At 65.8% G+C, this 18538-nt stretch carries 12 protein-coding genes; 4 read left to right on the top strand and 8 right to left on the bottom strand.

What is annotated here, in order from left to right:
- Positions 1 to 10 precede the first annotated feature (10 nt).
- Together EV649_RS25090 and EV649_RS25085 are read right to left on the bottom strand one after the other, a co-directional pair.
- Positions 11 to 862: a hypothetical protein gene (locus EV649_RS25090; protein ID WP_130385997.1), complete on the bottom strand. Its 852-nt coding sequence runs from the start codon at positions 860 to 862 to the stop codon at positions 11 to 13.
- The gene (locus tag EV649_RS25085) at positions 859 to 1476 is read right to left on the bottom strand and encodes a Pvc16 family protein (protein ID WP_157996309.1); all 618 of its coding nucleotides are present in this window, start codon (positions 1474 to 1476) and stop codon (positions 859 to 861) included. Before EV649_RS25085 ends, EV649_RS25090 begins: the two co-directional genes overlap by 4 nt.
- A 115-nt stretch (positions 1477 to 1591) precedes the next feature.
- On the opposite strand from EV649_RS25085, the gene EV649_RS25080 reads away from it, so the two are divergent.
- The 4 genes from EV649_RS25080 (at position 1592) to EV649_RS25065 (ending at position 8471) form a co-directional block, all read left to right on the top strand.
- Entirely contained in the window at positions 1592 to 2566 is a 975-nt protein-coding gene (locus EV649_RS25080) for a hypothetical protein (RefSeq protein ID WP_130385995.1), read from the top strand.
- 89 nt (positions 2567 to 2655) lie between these two features.
- The gene (locus EV649_RS25075) at positions 2656 to 3396 is read left to right on the top strand and encodes a BTAD domain-containing putative transcriptional regulator (protein WP_130385994.1); all 741 of its coding nucleotides are present in this window, start codon (positions 2656 to 2658) and stop codon (positions 3394 to 3396) included.
- A gap of 497 nt (positions 3397 to 3893) precedes the next feature.
- On the top strand, positions 3894 to 5831 hold the full coding sequence (locus EV649_RS25070; protein ID WP_130385993.1) for a hypothetical protein: 1938 nt from the start codon (positions 3894 to 3896) through the stop codon (positions 5829 to 5831).
- 1749 nt (positions 5832 to 7580) lie between these two features.
- Positions 7581 to 8471 carry a hypothetical protein gene (locus tag EV649_RS25065; protein ID WP_130385992.1) on the top strand — a complete coding sequence of 297 codons (891 nt, stop codon included), beginning with the start codon at positions 7581 to 7583 and terminating at the stop codon, positions 8469 to 8471.
- On the opposite strand, the gene EV649_RS25060 is transcribed toward EV649_RS25065, so the two are convergent.
- From EV649_RS25060 to EV649_RS25040, 6 genes are all read right to left on the bottom strand, one after another.
- Positions 8450 to 9397 (bottom strand): hypothetical protein, encoded by a 948-nt coding sequence (locus EV649_RS25060; protein ID WP_130385991.1) that lies wholly within the window; start codon positions 9395 to 9397, stop codon positions 8450 to 8452. The two genes, EV649_RS25065 and EV649_RS25060, sit on opposite strands and share 22 nt — an antisense overlap.
- A gap of 220 nt (positions 9398 to 9617) precedes the next feature.
- A complete protein-coding gene (locus tag EV649_RS25055; RefSeq protein ID WP_157996308.1) occupies positions 9618 to 11357 on the bottom strand; it encodes a vWA domain-containing protein in 1740 nt (579 codons plus the stop codon).
- A gap of 106 nt (positions 11358 to 11463) precedes the next feature.
- A complete protein-coding gene (locus EV649_RS40900) occupies positions 11464 to 13791 on the bottom strand; it encodes a hypothetical protein (RefSeq protein WP_157996307.1) in 2328 nt (775 codons plus the stop codon).
- A 260-nt stretch (positions 13792 to 14051) separates the two neighbouring features.
- Entirely contained in the window at positions 14052 to 15305 is a 1254-nt protein-coding gene (locus EV649_RS25050) for a hypothetical protein (RefSeq protein ID WP_130385989.1), read from the bottom strand.
- Positions 15302 to 17257, bottom strand: coding sequence for an AAA family ATPase (locus tag EV649_RS25045; RefSeq protein ID WP_130385988.1), 1956 nt, complete (start codon positions 17255 to 17257; stop codon positions 15302 to 15304). Before EV649_RS25045 ends, EV649_RS25050 begins: the two co-directional genes overlap by 4 nt.
- Positions 17257 to 18504: a hypothetical protein gene (locus tag EV649_RS25040; RefSeq protein WP_130385987.1), complete on the bottom strand. Its 1248-nt coding sequence runs from the start codon at positions 18502 to 18504 to the stop codon at positions 17257 to 17259. The genes EV649_RS25045 and EV649_RS25040 overlap by 1 nt, the downstream gene beginning before the upstream one ends.
- Positions 18505 to 18538 lie beyond the last annotated feature (34 nt).

The following is an 18538-nucleotide window of genomic DNA, read 5'->3' as shown; positions in this document are numbered from 1 at the left end:
GCGGGTCTCCTCAAGGCTGTGGTGCGAACGGGACGTCGGCGGTGAGACTCAGCTCCGAGCCGACAGGGACGTTGAGGTGGACGGCCGGAGCCGCGTTGCCGACGGACCCCGGCAGGATCAGCTCGCCGCGCAGGCTGGCGTTGTCGAGGTCGCTCGGTACGGGTGGATTGGCCGGTCGCGCGATCGGTTCGGCAGGCAGGTCTGCCAAAGGGTCGGTCACGGTGCCCGTTGCCGGCTGGGCGACCGGACCGTGCACACGCAGGTCGACCCCGACGGTGCTCTGCACCGGGTTCTGGTTGGTCTCGCCCAGAATGAGGAGGAACTCTCCGCGGTCGTCGGTCCGCGCCCGTCCGAGTACGGCGTTGCCGGGGCCGACACCGACCACGCGCGCCCAGTGCACCGGCGTACCGTCTCGTACGACCCGGCCGCGTACTGCCGTGGCACCACGTGGCAGGGAGTACGCGGCACCCGGAGGCAGCCACACGGGAAGCGTCCGGGCGGCGACCGCCACATGGTGCGCTGGATCTGGGTCGACCAGTGCGGCGTGCGGCCACAGCGTGACCTCGAGCCGACGGGAGACATAGCGCCGGGCTGGGTCATGCAGCCGCATCACTACGATCGCCGGTCGCGATTCCGTGGCCCGCAGGCGGAACCGTCCGCCGCCGACCTGCTCGAGGTCGATACAGGGCCACCAACCTGGGTGGTGGGGCGGCAACAGTGGCGGCGCAGCCTCCCAGCCGACTCGGAGTCCGTCGGCCGCTCCACGTGAGGTGATCCCGTCCCGGGCCAGGACACCCAGGGCCAGACGGTGCAGTACGGTCACCGGCCCCGCGCTGGTTTCGATCAGGTCCCGCGGACTCACGGCGCCACCTTGTCCACGCGCACGGCGACAGTTCCGACTGGTTCGACGACCTGCTCGCGACGTCCGTCGATGCAGATCACCCGGGCGACGTACGGGAGTTGCAGCCGATAGTCGGTGCTCAGGGATTGGAAGGCTTCGCTCATCGAGTCGACGGCGAGCTCGTCACTGACGACCTGCACAGTGTCCCCAGGCAACCAGGGGTCCACGATGACGCCCGGTTGCTGTTCCACGGGCAGCAGGAGCGGGCCGGTGAGGATGCTCTCGCTCTCCAGTACCTGGGCCGCGAGCCCGAGCCACAGCAGCTCCTCCTCGACCGTGCCGGCAAAGGCACCGACGAGGAAGTGCATCCGCAGCGGGATACGCGGAATACCGTCGACGCTGCCGACTGCCGACCAGCCGGGCCGGGTCTCGTGGTCAACGCTCACCCGATAGCAGTAGACGGAGATGGCGGGCTGCTGGATCAGCTGGCCGTTGTTGTTCTGCATGGTCTTGAGCTCATGGGTGTTCGCAAGTTTCGCTTTGAGTCCAGCACCGCCGTCCAGCTCGCTGAAGCGTCGGTCCAGCAGCGCGACGATGCTGACCCCCGCGGCCTTGAGTGCCTGGAACCCTGCCATACCGGACATCGTGTTGGAGCCCGCGTCACCGCTCCGTCGCGGGCGATCCACGAGCGACGGCCCGGTGACAGCGCGGCCACGAGACTCCTGAGGCGCACATCCGAAGGGAGCACCCATGACCTACGAGAGCCCGTCCGGCAAGGGCGACGACTGGAAGGACTGCCGGCCCAGGCATCCTGATGACGAGTGTGACCCGTCCTCGATAGACGACCTCGTGTGCCGTGCGAAGGGCGTTGCCGCGCAAGCCACGTACAACGCGACGTACCAGCCGGCGGTCGAGCAGGCGCAGAAGGACTACGACACCGCTCGCAAGGCCTATCGCGAACGTCGGCACGAGGCGGCCCTTGCAGTGCAGGACATGAAGCATCAGATCAAGCACCTCGTGGAACGTATCCGCTGCCTGATAGAGCAGGACCGGGTAGTGCGCTGCCTCGACGATGCCTTCGACGAGGTGTCGGAGCAGTTGGACTGCTGCGAGGGTTGTTACGGCTGCTGTGTCGAGGACTACAACTACGACTCGACGCCGCCAACGAAGTACCGCGATCTCGTGCGCCGGATCGAGAAATACCAGCGTGAGGCGGACAAGGCTAAGGCGTGCTTCGCAACCCTGGTCGGCGAGCCGGCCGCTCTCGCGAAACGGGTCGTGGACGCCAAAGCGGCGATCGACAAGGTGAACGCCGACCTGGCGAAGGACCCCGCCACGGTGGATCTCAAGCGGGTATATGCCGAGGCCCGAGTCGCCGACCGGATGCTCTCGCGCATCTGGCACGGCTTTGCAGACAGCGCCGCGTTCGTCGACTGCCTATGCCGCGCGCTGACGTCCTGGTCGACCGGCGCCGAGGTGATATCGGTCCTTACGGGCGCTCGTGCTGTAGAAGAGTGCAAGCGTGATGCGGCGAAGACCTGGTGCGACGCGTTGCTTGCCAATCCGGTGGACGAAATCCTGGCCGGCTACGACCGGCTGTGCCCGTCGCAGAAGCCGTGCAAGCCTGCACCTGAAGAGGACGATCAAAACGAAAGCGATCCTTGTGCGGACGAGGATGAGCCGCACGACAAGCCTCGCGGGCACCCCGGGCAGCAGGGTGTCTGACTGCCGGCAGGAAAGGAGGACGTGACGTTCGAGTGACGCAGGGCCATTACGGTGCATGGAAACCGTGTTACCGACGGGGGGATGGACCTATGACCGCCACGTTCATGGCTGTGGAGGAGGAGCGCGACGACATTATCTGCCTGCTTGGAGACCCCTACGTTGTCCAGGGTGGCAAGCAATACGTCGTACCTGAAGGCTGTAAGCGCGTACTCGCGTTCGTCGCCCTCAAGGGCGGGCGAGTCGACCGGCGTCATGCCGCGGGCTCGCTGTGGCCAGACGGTCCAGAGGTCCGAGCGTCAGGCAACCTACGCTCCTCTTTGTGGCGCCTGCGGGGTGCTGGCGTCGATGTATTGATGGCGGACAAGGTGAACGTCTATGTGCGGGACCAGATCACCACTGATCTCAACGCGCTATGTCAATGGGCGGATCGACTCGTGGTCGGCACAGCGACCGAGGCTGATATGCGGGTTCCGGACTGGAGTTCAGCGGTCGCCGACCTGTTGCCTGGGTGGTACGACGACTGGGTGATTTTCGAGCGTGAGCGCTTGCGGCAGCGGATGCTCCACGCGCTTGAGGTCCTCAGTTGCCGCCTGCGCGCGACCGGCCGGTACGGCGAGGCTGTCAAGGCAGCCATGGACGCTGTCGCAGTTGAGCCCCTTCGAGAGAGCGCCCAACGGGTGCTGGCCGAAGCCCACATCGCAGAGGGCAACTACATCGAGGCCAGGCGGACGTTCGTGACCTACCGCGACCTTACGCGGCGCGAATTGGGGGTCGAACCGAGTTCAACGTTCAAGGCCCGGGTACAAGGGGCTGGGGCGCCGTGTCGGTGAAGTCGCAGCCGGACATCGGGTCTTGTCCACTAGGCGTTGGCTGGGCGCGAACGCGACATGACAGAAGGGACAACGGTGTGATGCCTTGACACTGTAGGTCACGACTTCGAGGAACTCCGACTGAAGCCGCAGACCCGGAGGCCGGTGTGAACCGGTCGGTTCTCAATAGCCCTCGCCGACGAGAACGTCTGCCTGCTGAGAAGGAAGTCCAACTCGAAGGCCTCGGCCACGTCTGCGGCGGTGGCGGGGGTGACGGGCTCGACGCCGACATTGTCGAGGGGAACACCGAAGACTTGTTCAAGGCGTCGCGATCGCAGGATGGCCACAGTTCATGGGGATCGATCCGGCGACGGTCAGCGACAGGTTTATGTGCTGTCGTGTCGGCGTCGCCCATGGGTAGGTTCCGAGGTTCCGTTCGCCTCAAGAAGCAGGTATCAAAGGCGCCCTTCTGCCCCTCCGAATGGTCAAGGGATGGGCCAGGTCAGGCGTAGCTTCCAATGAACGAAACATCGATGATCCAGCAGGGCCGGCGCGCATGCCGCCGCTACTGGGCAGGCCTGCGCGCCAACGCCGTAGCTATGGTGACCCGGGCCGAGACCGAAGACCGATGGGGTTCTGTCGTCGGCAAGTCATGCGCATTGAGTCTGGTGCTGGTCGGTGGCCTGCACTGGGTCGAATGGTCCGCACTTAAGAGCGGCAGCCACATTGCGAATGTCCTCGGGGCCGGACTGGGGTTGGTGCTCGCCGGTCTCGGACTCGCGGTCCTGGCGCGGATATATTGGCGGATCCAGGTCGATGTTGAGGACCGGAGGGCTTACGTCCTCGCGGCGTTGTCGTCGCTGGCAACGGTAGGAGTGTGCACCGTCGCATTCGCCGGCCTGACCACGATGTTGTGCCTGTGGGGAGTCCTCACGCCGGACCCATCGGTGACAATGCCCGGGCTTGCCCGCGTAGAGGTGTACTACTTGTGGCAACTCGTGGATGTCGTGCCGCTGCTCGACATGTCACATGCCCTGCGTTGGGCCGGGCCTCTCGCCTTCTCCGACCCGTGGAGCGGCGCGCTTCTGCTCGCCTTCAAGATCCTGCTGCTCATCCCTCTGTTCCGAGTCCTCTTGTCCGGCGCCCGGTGGATGATTTCCAGCTGGCTCAAGCATCACGAGCGCATGGCAGAAAAGCATCGGCAACAGGTCCTCAAACGCAATGTCGGGCAGACTGGCCGGTCCTTCCCGCAGCCGTTCAGGCAGAGCCTCGGGATCGCCTCCTTCGGTGCACGGGTGCTCATGTTGTCCATCGCGGTGCCGCTGTTCATGTATGGCATCCTCGCCCTCGTCGTGCGTGGGGAGTCCCTTCTGGATCGATGGGTGGGCGGCCCGCTGAATCGCTGGGTCGGCGAACGGATGGATCGCTGGGCGGGTGATGTGCTGGAACGTTGGCCGGGCGATCACGCTCTGTCGTATTGGCTGGCTACCGTCTTCGACGGCCTGGGGGCTTTGCTCCTAGTGTCTCTAGCCTGGGGCCTGATCAGCCAAGGCCTGGCCTCTCTCGAGGACTTCTTTCGCTCGTTCTTGCACGCGGCCGCCGGAGCCGTCCTACTGACCTGGTGGCTGCTGCTCGCCACCCTCGCCGTCGGTGCGGTCACGATCACCATGCTGCACGCCGGGATCGCTGAGACCAGCGCTCCTGTGGCTGCGTCTGCGGAGGTGAGCTCCGCCTTAGAGTGGTATGCGTGGTCCCTCGCGGATACCGTCCCGGCGCTCGACGTGCCCCAGACGCTGAACTGGTCGACCGAAGTCGAGTTCGTCGACAGATGGACCGGTGCGCTCCTGCTGCTTATGCGGCTACTTCTGGTCGTCCTGCTACTCGTGCCGCTAGGACTGGTCTTCCGCATGGCCGTGAGGCGTAGCGCGCGTACACGCGCAAGGCGAGGGCGCCCTCTGGTCGAAGTGGCATCGGAGCTGACTCGCAGCATCGACGAAATCTTGAGCCTTCTCGACGAGGCCGAACAGGTACCGACCCAGGGCCGAGAAAACGACCGAGGTGTTGACCCGAGCGACCCATACGCCTGGCTGTACAAAGACACGAGGAGCCGTCCCGATCGACGCGAGGCTGAACCGACTGACTCCAGCAAGTACTACGTCGTGACGCTCCGAGTCGCACCCAGGATCTCCGCGCTCGAGGACGTCATCGAGCGCTTGGTGGGGCTCGTGGGCGAAGGGGAGACTGCCGACTCGGCTCGCGCCGCCGCGGCGTCGCTGGAGCATTGGTCAGAAGAGATCCAGAACGCTTTCAGAGGTCGGTCCCACACAGGTGGTGACACGACAGTAGACAAGCGGGTTCGTGCGTCCCTCAGGGAGAGCCGGCTCGACGCTCTCGCCAAATGCGATGAGTACGTTGATTTAGCATCGCGACAGATCCGCGCCGCAGCCCCCGGGTAAGCATCCAGGAAAGACCATCGGAGCACTCGGGCCTACCGAGGTCAACCGCGAACATGGGGACGTCGCAACGCCCCAACGCAGTGAGCGAGGGCTGCGTCGGCGGAGTCGGTGTGGAGGGTTGGGTACGCGCCGCGGGCCTCGTCGAATCTGGTTGATCACTGGCAGGACCAGAGTTTGAATTCGGGACGTTGGCGCGAGCTGGCCTGCTGGACTGGAATGAGCATGGTGACGCGGTCGACCTGCACCGGGACAACTTGATGCTCGTCGCTCATGATCGGCGGTCATCGGCGGTTGAAAGTTGTCGGTATCGGGCCGGATGGTGTGGCGCGGTCGGCGACTCCGCTGACTTCGGTGACGCCGGTTCGACCCGATGGGGGACCGCGTGGATATGGTCCGTGTCCGAGGGGTGTGATCCGAGGAGGAACACGCACCTTAACCACACGCCTCGACTTTAGCCCCCATCTCACCGACCGGAGTCTGGAGCGTTGATGGGTTGTCGAGCAGTCGCAGGATCCGCGGCCCGGGATGTCGGCGGGCAGGCGGATGATCTCGTGGTGGGCGAAGCGGTCGTTGAGCCGCGGAGTGTTGGTTGGACGGTGCACGCTGATCACAGCGGACGGCTGGACGGTGGCCGTTAGGTTGGGCCGACCAGGTCCGCCCAGGAAGTCATCAAACGCGGTGAGTGCGCTCAGGCGCAGTTGCCCAACTCGGCGACGCTCACTGGCTGACTTGAAGTGCGGCTTCAAAGGGTCGAGATTCTGACCGCGCTGTCGAGGCGTCAACGGGTGTGTGCATCATGTCGACGTTCGTAGGAAGCCGCCGGATTCCATCCGCTCCGCGTGGTCATGTGACGTCCGCCCAGGTTGCCCGGCGGCCGGTGACGCGGGCGGATCCCGGCTGTGGGCGATGCGCTCGATGACCGGCCCAGCTTGTCGGCTCGGGCGTTGCGAAACCAGAAATCTTCGCGCTCGCCTTCCTCGCGGGCCATTGGGCACGCATAAGCCGACGAGACCAATCGGCCGATCAACGGGTGTGCTTTCCACGTCAATATCCGCAGGAAAAGACGATTAGTAACAGATGGTTCCTTCGTGACGATAGGTCAAGGGAGGGATGCTTTGTGGGGCCGACCGGTTCCAATCGATGGGGGATACGTCGTCTTACTGTTCGGTGCGAGCGCCCGCCTGAACCTCGCGCCGGGACTCGCCGGACATGGACCCACAGATCGGTGGGGACCGGGTGGTTCGGCAGAGCCGTGAGGGTGATGTTCGGGCGGACCGGGGTCTCCCGTTGTAGGCAAGGTGTCGACACCGTCGAACGGGGGCGTCGAATACGTGGGGGAGGAGGAGTTTCCGTGTGCTGGATACCGTTGCGGGGAATCACGTCGACAAACTGAGTCGACAGTCGTTTGAAAACTGATTCGAGACACCGGTTTGGGGTGGGCTGCGTCGGGTGGATTGCCGACGCGTCCCACCCCAATTGGCCTGTCGGACGTACAAATCCCACCGGCAACAAGTTTCCACTGGCAACTGCCCGCTCGTTGAATGCTGACAGTGGTGCCAGAACTGCTGATGTCGAGCCGATTAGCCATGCGTCCGTTCCGGTGGGCATCGAATCCCAGGTGCACCGGACAAATAGCTGACAGTTCCGCCCGATCCGGAGCTTCTGGCGACGGTGTGTTCGACGATGGAATCGAAAGGCGGCGTCCGGAGGCTCCGGTGCCGCGATTTCGTTGGGGGAGGCTCACCGAGAATGACTGGCGCCGTTGATCAACTGCTTGCCGAGTTCGTCTGGTCCGGTACGGCGACCTTGCGACGGCGCGCGCATTTGCGCGTCGGCCAGTCCACCTGCCCGACCCGTGTCGCGCCGTACAGCACCTCCGTTGCCACCGTGAACCAGCCTTGCCGTGACTCGGACTGTCTGGGGATCATGCATGACGTCTACGCTCGCGTGCTTCGCCGGCTCGGGGAACTCGACGAAACACTGGCGATGGTTACCGAGCGACCCGGCTACGCGCGCCGAATCGTCGGCTCGCAGGCAGCGGACTGCGAGCGTGACGCCCGGGTAAGTCGTGGACTGCCGGCCAAGCCGACGCGGAACGACGGCATCGCCGGCCGCATCAACAACGCCCTGAGCGAGGCCGCGGAGGCCGCGTGGTTGCAGACGCTGTTCCGGATGATGCGTGGTTACGCGTGCCGGGACGGCCGCACCGGTTCGGCTTGGCCACTGGATGCCTGGTCCACCGAGAAGAGTTCACGCGACGGGGCGCTTCGTGGCATCGGTACGGCGGCGGCGCGCGCCGAGCTGTCGAGGGACATCCAGACCGTGCTCGACGTCGCCGCTCGCATTGCCGGTAGGTCATGGCTAAACGACGCGATTCTGCATCCGTTGCGGACATACGTCGTGCCGCTGGAGGACGGGCACGACGCAGCGATGTCGTACCAGACGCAGCACGACGACGTGGTGGCGATCAGCGACCTTCGGCACCGATTCCGAAGGCTGACACGGACCGGTGTGTCGACGGAAGCAGCCCTGCGACAGTCGTCCTTGGAGGTGCTGGGAGCCGAGCCGCTGTGCGCGGTCGGAGACGTCCTGGACGAGCTGTTGTTCCCTGGTGGACCTCAGGCCCAGGCGATGCCGTAGGCGAGTCCTTGCCGAATGTTCGGCCAGTCCGCGACGACGATGTGGTCGTCGTCCGGTGTCAGGCTGTGCGCCGTCGGCTGCCGGTCCTCGATGACTGGTGGGGGCACACCGTCGTACCTCCACACACGCTTGACCTCGGTGTCGTCCTCGAAGCGCACGCTGGCTCGGAACGAGCGCGTTCGCCGTACTGGGGCGAGGGCGTTGTAGGGACGGATGAAGTTACGCGACGGCATCGTGACACTGACGCCGACACGATGGGTCTCCCCTGTCCTGAAGGACCGCGGCAGATGCATGGTGAGCAGCCAGGAACTGGCCGAGTACCGGTCGATCTCGAGTCGTTCACAGCCCTCGATGGGCTCGACCTCGATCTCGGCGGTGTCCAGCCCGCCGAGAATGTGCGGGACGCTGAAGGACTCGCACAACGTCGCCACGCCATCGTGGGTCACCTTGATGTCGCGGATCGCGATGAACTGCGGACGGTCGCCGATGATGGCACACGACTCGATGCGATCGACGTACCAGCCCTTCGCGATGAGTGGATTCCCGTCCTCGCTGATCCGTGTCCTGCGTTCCAGAACCTGGGCGATAGCATGATTCGCTTCTCGGAGCCTTCGGACGATGGTTCGTGGACTTCGGTCGAGCTCGATGCCGACGTTCTCCAGCCTCGTTGTCAGGTAGGGCGAGTCGTCCCCTACAGCCAGCCCGGCCAGGAACACCCTTTCCAGATCGGGCTGCAGCGTCCTCGCGGCGTCGAACAAGTAAGCACTGATCAGGCCGCGGCCGAGTGATTCGTTCGGCTCGTTGTCGCCGAAGATCAGCGCGGACAGCAGTGGGCCCAGCCTGTTCGTGACTCCGAGCGCATTGAGGCCGCGGCCGCGATGCAACTTGTCCAGCTCTTTCGAGAGCAGGTCGATCCGGACAGTCATACCCGGAACCCCGCCGTCGTTTCGGCCGGGTCGTGGACTGGATTCATGTGCTTGTTCGCCCCGCAAGTCGACAGCTGATCCAACGTCATGGATCGTGTCGGTGGCATGCCGCCGCCCGGTGCGAGCCCCCCCAGGTATCAACCAACCAGTGACTCCCTGTAGATGTCAATCACAGGAGGTCATTTGATTCTCGTCAGAGCGCAGCGCTGCGTCGCATCGATCAAGCGGAGCTGTTGCCGGAAGCTGGAACTGGCGTCTCTCCTGGGTCGTCGGTCCAGTGGCTGGGCTCCGAAGCCTCATCGCCGTGGACCGCGTCCAGGCTGTCTTCCGCTGGTTCTGACATCTCCCAAGGCGAGTCGCCGCTACTGTCCTGGGGGCTGTTGTTCACTTGTAGCCGGGTCGGGACAGCGCCGCCCTGCCGCACGTGCAGCAGATAGAAGCCGCCGATCAGTCCACCGTCCCCTGGCCGGAGCGTAGTGCGCGAAGTACCCCGGGAGTCGTTCCGGACCAGGGTGGTCTCCAATCCGATGTGTCGGATGTCGAACGTCGAAGCCGGAACACGGCGACCACGGACCTCGACGGTTGCATCGGCGGGCTGGCTGACGTGCCGGCAAGCGCGCCGCCCGACCGGGACCTGGTCGATGCGCCGAAATCCCGCACCTGGACGGACGTCGACCTCGTAGATGCCGACTGTTCCGGCAGGCAGCGGGGGGAACGCACGAAGGTACAGTGCCAGCGCGAACACCAACAGAAGTAGTGCCAGCACGCCACCGGCGATTCCCACCGCTCGCCATGACCCGATCTGATTCGAGACCCGGATGTCACCGGTGTTGGTGAGCTGCTCCGGCACCTTCAGGGTGATGTCCGGAGCAAGCGCTTCCTCCCACGGCGAGTTGACTCGTCCTGACACCGACAGCGCAGCGGAAGTGGTCACCCGATGCGGCCACAGTTGGGGGTTGAAGCCCGGTTTCTGGTGCGCCTGCAGTACAAAAGACCGGGTCTGGCCGGGTGCGAGGTTGACCGTCTGAGGGAGCGAGCCGCTCAAGGTCACACCGTCGCCCGCACCGACGCGCAGGTCCGACACGGTCAACGGCACCCGTCGCGTCATCGATGTCACATCCGCACGCAGTGTCGCGGTACCCGCGACCGGGTCGGACCGCGTCTCGGTCCACGTCACGCGGACACCTTTACCGAGGTCGCCGGCCACCAGCGAACGTGCCTTCGCCAATCGGGTGGCCTGCTTGGACTGATCGAGGTAGCGCCTCAGAGCGGCCGTGTTGCCAGACTCGAGAACGACCGTGCTGGGGATGACCTTCTGCAGCAGTGCCGCGCCGGTCTGCGCCTTCAGCGGAAGGGCGTACGCTCCCAACCAGTTCTTCTTCAGCGCGGCCGCTCGGTTCTTGAGCGTCTGCCACGCCGGGGACGCCGTCGACCGGTACGCCGAACTCGCGGGCGCATCCTGCTGGCCATCCGTCAGCATCACGACCGTCGCGATCGCGGCAGCGCCCGATCGATTCAGCTCGTTGAGAGCTTGCTCGATCCCAGCGCCGATATCAGTGGCACCGTTGGGCGTAGGGCCGGCGGGCAAGGCACTGAGGATCGCGGCACGGTTGGCGGCAGTGCCGCCGTAGCGCCGCTGTGGAGCGGCATCAAAGGTGTAGACGGCGACGTAGTCGCTCGGGGCGAGGCCGGACAGGAAACCGCCCAGGACTCTGCGGACGTTGCTGTACCGGCCGTTGGCCGCCATCGAACCCGAGGTATCCACGAGGACGACATAGTCGGCTGGTACGGCGTCGATGCGCAGTTGCCGGTAGATCTGGTCGCGGGTGGGCGGCGCTGGATCGGCCATCGCGGGCCCAGGCGCCGAGCTCAGCACAGCACACAACGCGACGAGCAAAGCCGCCAACGCCGACGAGATCCGGACGAAGCGTGAGCTGGAATGCGGTCGGATCGCCATCATGATCTTTCTCCGTCGATGGATGGAAGTGGGTGGTAGTCGTGGGCCGCGGCGATCAGTGGTCCGCGCCGAAGGTTCGTCGGCGTCGGTGCTGCCGGAGAGCCTGGGATCAGACTTCCGAGGAGTTCGCGCGCAACGGAGGCTCTTCCGTCGCCTCCGGAGCCGTTGAACGACCAGGAAACAGCCTTGACAGCCGCGACTCCCCAGCCCCTCGGTGCCCTGCGGTGCGCGGCCTGCGGGGCGGTTTAGATCTCCCCGCCAGCCATTGCGCGAACAGCTGTCGCTCCTGGACGAAGTCGCGCCACTGCTGGGCTGCGCGACCTCCGTAGCGGCCTTCGGCAACGCCGCGACGGAGCAGTTCCGCGCCTTCAGCGACATCCTGCTGCCAGAGGTCGATCAGCAATTGCTCGACCAGAAGCGCCGGCTGACGTCGGATCCACCGATCCACCGGTGGCTCCATCTGGGCAAAGCTCAAGCTGGCCTGGAGGCCCTGCACGTACCGTGCCGCGATCTGCCGGGCGCTCGAGTTCGCCTCCACCGCGGTACAAAGTTCCAGATAGACCCAGAAGCCCGGCCTGACGGAGACGCGGCGAATTTGGTCGATCCACTCGGGGCGGAAGACCAGCGAGCCGAACTGATCCGGCCGGGCGTCGATCTCTCGAGCTATCGTCTGCGCGGCGTGCTGGACGAGCGCGAGATCGTCGGACGGTATGACCGACATCAGCAACTCGGCTCCGGCAGCGGTGCTGGACTCAGGGAAGATCGCCCTCACGAGCGGCGCGCTCAAGAGCGACCGACGGTCAGCAAGGCTCGGGCTGTACCAGACCGTCCAGAAGCGTTCCCGATAGTGCTCATGCGGTACCGCACCCGCCCGCAGACCGGGCATCGAGCCGAAGCGGATGAGATTCAGTACGTCGATACTGGCCCACTCGATCTCAGGCAGACCGCACCGTGTCGGAGCCAGGACCGCGAGCTCGGCGTCGAACGCCGCGTCGCGGGCCGGCGTCGTCTGTCTGCCGGCCCGATCCACAAGGAACGGCCACATGGCGGCGAAGAGCCGCATCGAGTGCCCGCCGAAGTCCGCGATCTGTAGCAGGACCAGCCAGACGCGATCGTCGGCGTCGCGCAGGGCCTGCCACTGCTCGTTCGTCGGCTCTCCCCGTCCGATCGCGAAACCGAACGGCACGAGCCAGGGGTGACCTTCGGCGGCGGGGCCACGCAGCCCCAGCCCCAGTTCGATCAGTTCGACTGCGCGGTCGGTCCGCCCATGGTTCAGGAGGTGCCGGAGCAGGGCGATGAAGATCATGGGCTGGCCGACGACGATCTGCCGAGTTGCCGCGTCGTCGATCGCGCCATGGGGGACCGACAGCAGCCTCAGCGCCACCGATGCGGACGCGGAGGGAAGGTCCGGCATCGTCTCGGTGGGCCGCAACAACTCTCGCAACAAGCCGAGTTCGGACGCCCTGCCGGCGCGCCTTGCCAGGTCGAACCATCGGTGCAACCGCGGCAGGCCGGCGTCACTCAGCAACGGACGACCATAGGCTCCCAATTGGCGCTCGGTTTCGGTGGACCAGATTCGTACCAGCAGGTCTCCGGCCGCCGGGTGGTCGTCGACGCGATCGGCAAGGAACCGCACCAGCGTCTGGGCGATTTCGGGTGCGAGGCCTTCGAGCCGATACTCGTCCAGTACCGACTGGACGTCGGCGAGTCTGCCTCGCCCGGACCGGATCGCGCGGGCGACCTCGCGTGGCAGATCCATTCGCTGCAGAGCTCTCAGAGCTGCCGCGGCGTCGGAGTATCGCCGCGGATCCGACTCCGCGAGGAGGTGCTGCACGATGTCCGAGGTGGACAACTGGGCCTCACCGTTTCTCAGACGCAACAGTGCATCGACATATCCCGAGGCGTCCGAGCCGTGTGGGCGGGGAAGCGCAGCCTTCCAGACGACCCGGTTCTGGTCTCTGGCCGCGGTGTCCGAAAAAGTCAGGAGGACGCGGTGCTCGACATTGGCCTTCGCCCAGGTGGCCGCACTGAACCGGGCGCGGTACGCGTAGGGCAGTAGTGCGCACACCGCGTCGAACAGTCGCAGGCGTTCAGCCACTCCTGGCAGCGGCATTGCGTCGGCGACGATCGCGATGCGGCGCCTATCCAGAACCAGGCCGGCGAGGCCGGCCACCCAGTCGAACCCGAACCGCTCGATGTCATCGGCCACTGTCCCGGCAGCGATCTCGGAGATCTGTACCGACACCGCGTCACCCCGCACCGGAGCTGGCATCATGGTGTCGGTCCACCGCACCGACTGGTATGCGAGCGCCATCGCCCTCCACGACATCCGAGAACGAACCGCGTCCGCCCAGCCTGTCCAGAGAAGCCGCGTCGGTGTGACCGCCCGGCCGCCTTCGGTGATGAGGTCGCTCGAAGTCACCACACTGATCGCCATGACCGGGTCCTGGGCGCGCCAGGCCGTGACAATCACCCATGGCAGTGCGTCCGGCGTCCCGACGGCGCGACTGTCCGGCGTTCCCGTCAGGCAGGCGTCCTGGAGCGCTTGCGCGAGAGCCATGCTTCCGCTGGTCCCAACGACCTCGTAGCCATCGACCCCGTACATGCCGGACGGGTCGAGTCTCTTGCTGACCAGGGCCCAATCGGCCGGCACTGTGTGCTGCGGACGCGAGGCACCTTCGTCCCCGAACACGGCGGCTAGCCCCGGATCGCGCGTTCGAGGGAGATGAGCGGCTCCAGTACGTTGATCGGGCGCACCATCTCGCGGATGCGCTTATGCCGATCGGCTCCGACCTCGACATTGTGGTAGTCACGAAAGTCGAAGACCTGTTGGTGGTTGAGCCGGAACCCGACGGATGACGTCGCGAAGTACTTGACCCGTGTGTCATGGAAGTTGGCTCGGATGAGATCACGGATCAGCGGCGCGCCCTGCCGACGCAGTACGTGGCAGACCCAGTCGAAGAATGCCTCTGCCCGGTCGTCCGTGACACGCGGCATGCGCTGATCGGTGCTGTCCTGCGTCACCCAACCTTCTTGTATTGCGCGTCTGAAGAAGGCTGGGTCGTCGAACTTGGTCACACAGACCGAAAGGTACTGCGGGAGCTTTCCTTTCTGGAGGTGGCCACCGGCTCCCATGGCGGCCGACAGCATCTGCAGCGTTTGATCGAAGTAGTCGAGGTTGGCGGAACTGAGGGTGATGGGATCGAAGAGGTAGATGAGACCACGGGATCGCGCGAGATGATCAACGACCCGCTGCAGCACCGCGCCCTGGTGAAACAGTTCTCCTTTCACATCCTGGACCGACAGGACGAACTCCACCGGACGTCGTACGAATCGTTTGGGAGCCGGGCCGTTGAACGCCCACTTCAGCGTCTCCACTGCTTGCGTGGCCTCCGGGAATTGGCGCAGCCGCGTCAGTTGCCTGGCCTGGACTACCAGGAAATCCGACGAGGAGTCGTCCAGGCCCGTCACAGTCCACTTGCCGCTACTGTCTTCCCGTTGCGCGGCTGCGATCCGCAACGCGCCGAGATAGGTGGTCTTGCCGGATTCGGGTTGTCCCCACAGTCCGATCTGGACAGCACTCCCAGGCGCGGGTGCCACCGGGATGCGCTGGGCCACGCTGTCTTCGTAGTCCTCTTCCAACTCCCACGCATTGACGGCGGGCGGAGCCGGCTCCGGCTCGGGAACAGGCTCATACGCGCGCTGGGCAAAGTCGGAGCCGACCGCGGAGATCGGCGCTCCGACGGTCAACCTGGCGCCGTTGATCAGGGGCTCGGACGGGAGAGAGTTGTCCTGTGGGGTCGAAGGGACCGCCGCTCCTGTCGGTTGGATCGACGCAGGATCGGGCTGCGGAGTTGCTCCCTCCGGAAGGGGGTCGCCGCGCTGGCCGTCCGGGCTCGGGTCCGTGAAGGTCCGCTGGTACCAGTTGGGTTCCTCGTCCGGATTCGTCATCGCCGGGTCCTCTCAATCGCGTGGTCGTTGTGGGTAAGTGCGTCGATGGCGAAAGGAGGTGACTCCGCCGTGCGATACACGCGGATCCGCGTGCCTGGAGTGGGGGTGTGCTGCAGCATCCAGTGGCTGAGTGGGACCTGGACCCATTGCTCCAGCATCGGGCTGCGAATCTCACGGGCCCCGTACCGAGGCCCGGCTCCCATAAGGTGCGCCTGGACCTCCTCGATGAGGTCCAGGCGGTCGACCACCAACTCGAAGCCCTTGGCCAGGGCCGAGGCGGTCAGCTGGTCGAGGAACTTGTCGACGATCTGGCCGATGACCTCTGGGCGCAACAGGTCGAACGGGACCACGCCGCCGCCGAGGCGGCCGAGGAACTCCGGCCGCTGCAGCTTGCTGTGGAAGTACTCCTCCACCTCGTCCCGGAAGTGTTTCGCGACCACTGAGTAGCTCGGGTTGGCCGGTAGATTCGCGAGGCCGGCCGCGCCGATGTTGGAGGTGAAGATGACGATGGAGTGCGAGAAGTACGCGGTGCGACCCTGGCCGTCGGTCAATCGGCCGTCGTCGATGATCTGCAGGAACTTGTCGTAGATCTTCGTGTGTGCCTTCTCGATCTCGTCGAAGAGCACCACACTGAAGGGCCGCTCCAGCATCCAGTTGGTCAGGACCCCGCCCTGCTCGTGGCCGATGAATCCGGGTGGGGCGCCGGTCAGCCGCTCGCCGGCGTGTTCCTGCATGTACTCGCTCATGTCGAAGCGCCGCATCGCCTTCTCGTCGTCGAAGACGAGTTCGGCGATCGATTTGGCCAGTTCCGTCTTGCCGACACCGGTCGGGCCGACGAAGAAGAAGACACCCTTCGGCCGGCTACCTTCGGTGCCCTCGGCAACGAAGTCGATGCCGACCCGCGCGTTGGCCAGGATGTTGCTGACTTCGTGTACGGCGTGCTCCTGGCCCACGACTCGCCGACCCAGTATTTCCGCCGAGTTGCGAATCTTCACCAGATCGAGCTTCTCCCACGGGTCGTCACGTAAGGCGAAGCGATGCCGTGCCAACAAGCGGCGCCCGTCGCCGGCCTCGATGCCGGCCTTCCGAGAGGTTGCCGTGAGCGACTGGATGTCGAGAGCCGTCATCCCTTCGGTGAGGTTGACGAGCGTCGACAAAGCCTGGTCGCGCATCTGGTCAGTGAGCTCGTCGTCCCGATGGTAGGACGGCATGGTTTCCGACAGCAGCTGCCGTCGCTCCTCGATCCGCGGAAGCTCCGCGGGCACTACAGCCACGTGCGGGCTTTCCCGCAACCAGATCGGTACGTCGGCGAGATCACGGGTCACGAAGATCAGGGTGTTGCGCAGATCTCCGGGCGCAGGAATGGCCGCGGTCCGCACAAGGCGTCGTACGTACGCGACCTGGGCCGGGAACTGGTCGGTGACCTGACCCGCCTGGCCGATCAGGAGGTCCGGCGAATCGATGATGATCGCGCAGGGGGTCGCGGTCTGGGTGAGCATGGGGACCAGCGCGGCGAGCGCCTCGGCCGGGTTACGCGCTCGTGCGCGCGGCGCGGTGCGCAGCTGCCCGGTGATCTGCTCGCGTGCGGTGTTGAGGCGGCTCTGTCGTGGGCCCACAGCCTCGGCCTGACCAGACGCTCCCCGGTCGGGCATCGGCGCCGGCGCTGTCACGGACATGGAGCCTTCCTGCCCGGACAGCCGCTCGATCTCTCGCCGGTGGGACTCGTTGGCGAAGGTCAGACCCTCATCGATGCTGTAGCGGGCCAGTACGGCGAACCCGAGCACCCGAAGCGCATCGAACACGGAGTTCGTGAGCGTGTCGTAGCGGTTGCTCGACCGGACAAGGTCGTCGATGTTGCCGTGAATCACCAGGTGCCGCTGCCTGTTGACCTCGTGTGCGAGGCGCTGCAGCCACAGTGATCCGGGCAAGGTGGACGTCTCGGGAGGGCTCATTAACGGGCTCCGTGTACCGACGGCCCGATCGAGGGCAGAGTAAGTCCGGTGCCATCGGTATCGGGTCCCGGACCACCGTCGTCCCACTGCACCGCACCGGTGACGTAACCGTCGCGGGCCACACTCTCGTTCAACGCTCCGACCAGCTCCACGAGGCTGCCGCAGGTGCTGCCGGTGATGCCTCCGGCAGCCTCCTCGGACTCGAGTTCCGAGCCGGCATACAGCACTTCGTGCGGATCGTTCTCACCGTCGTGCACGAGTACGTCGAGAGTCTCACCCCGAAGCGTCTCCGCGCGCAGGGACACCGATCCGTCCGGCAGCTCGGTGAGGCTGTCGGCGATCACACCGAAGCCGAGGCCGGGTAGACCAGCGATGATGGAACCCAGGATCCGGCGGCGTTCCACGACGCGGTCGACCGTGAGATCGAACGACTGCTCGACGCGGTTGATCGTCTCGACAACCTGGGGCAACGTCACGGACAGCTCGTCGAGATGCCCGCCGGAGGCCAGTCCGCGCATCCGGTCGAGGTGGTCCTGGGCGAACTCGGCCCCCTCGAGCCTGATCTGCAGATCACGCCCGTCCGCCCGGAGCATCTCGAGCCTCGAGCCGAGGTCGTCGATCTGTGCCTGGGCATTCCGTACGGCCGCGGCCCGCTCCGCCTGTGCGCTCCGGACCCGCTCGAGATGCTCGGTGACCTTACGGCCGACACTGCTGAGCTGTTCCCGGGACTGAGTGCCCGGGGACGAGGTGGCAGCGCGGAGCGCGTTCTCCGCGGCCTGCCCGCCGGGAGCATCCAGCTGCAGCCGCTCGCCTCGCGGGATCGCCTCGAGCTGTCTTGCCAGCTGCTTCAGACCGACCGAGACCTCTGCTACCCGACGCAGGCCGACAGCGTCGGCCAGCGAGTCGATCTGCCATTCCAGCCGGTCCAGCTGCCGGTCGGCGACCGCCAGCTCGGCGTGATTCGTGGCGCCGACGATCTGGGTCGCGATCTGTTCGACGGCGGCTGTTCTCGTGGCCGCGTCCGGCCCCAGGCCGACCGCCTCTGCCGGTGCACGCAGCGTGGCGTAGCGGGACGCGAGGGACGCACACCGGCGTTCGGCCGTGCGACGGGTCCGTTGGAGCGCGGCAGCCAGGCGTCGTTGGCGCTTCTCTTCGCGACGGCGGGCACGCGCGGCACGCTCGGCTTCTGCCTGGGCGCGCCGCGCCGCCGCGAGAGCGACGCTGTTGTACTTCGGTGATCCACTCATCCGTACGATCTCCTCGTCGACTCCGGTGCGAGTC

Origin of the sequence: Kribbella sp. VKM Ac-2569, assembly GCF_004216905.1 — a bacterium.
Classification (GTDB): domain Bacteria; phylum Actinomycetota; class Actinomycetes; order Propionibacteriales; family Kribbellaceae; genus Kribbella.
This window is presented reverse-complemented; position numbering and strand designations above follow the sequence as displayed.

Bases quoted from the DNA above. Each gene is read 5' to 3' on its own strand.
- EV649_RS25085 (WP_157996309.1), bottom strand. From the start codon at position 1,476: ATGGCAGGGTTCCAGGCACTCAAGGCCGCGGGGGTCAGCATCGTCGCG.
- EV649_RS25080 (WP_130385995.1), top strand. From the start codon at position 1,592: ATGACCTACGAGAGCCCGTCCGGCAAGGGCGACGACTGGAAGGACTGC.
- EV649_RS25075 (WP_130385994.1), top strand. From the start codon at position 2,656: ATGACCGCCACGTTCATGGCTGTGGAGGAGGAGCGCGACGACATTATC.
- EV649_RS25070 (WP_130385993.1), top strand. From the start codon at position 3,894: ATGAACGAAACATCGATGATCCAGCAGGGCCGGCGCGCATGCCGCCGC.
- EV649_RS25065 (WP_130385992.1), top strand. From the start codon at position 7,581: ATGACTGGCGCCGTTGATCAACTGCTTGCCGAGTTCGTCTGGTCCGGT.
- EV649_RS25060 (WP_130385991.1), bottom strand. From the start codon at position 9,397: ATGACTGTCCGGATCGACCTGCTCTCGAAAGAGCTGGACAAGTTGCAT.
- EV649_RS25055 (WP_157996308.1), bottom strand. From the start codon at position 11,357: ATGATGGCGATCCGACCGCATTCCAGCTCACGCTTCGTCCGGATCTCG.
- EV649_RS40900 (WP_157996307.1), bottom strand. From the start codon at position 13,791: ATGGCGATCAGTGTGGTGACTTCGAGCGACCTCATCACCGAAGGCGGC.
- EV649_RS25050 (WP_130385989.1), bottom strand. From the start codon at position 15,305: ATGACGAATCCGGACGAGGAACCCAACTGGTACCAGCGGACCTTCACG.
- EV649_RS25045 (WP_130385988.1), bottom strand. From the start codon at position 17,257: ATGAGCCCTCCCGAGACGTCCACCTTGCCCGGATCACTGTGGCTGCAG.
- EV649_RS25040 (WP_130385987.1), bottom strand. From the start codon at position 18,504: ATGAGTGGATCACCGAAGTACAACAGCGTCGCTCTCGCGGCGGCGCGG.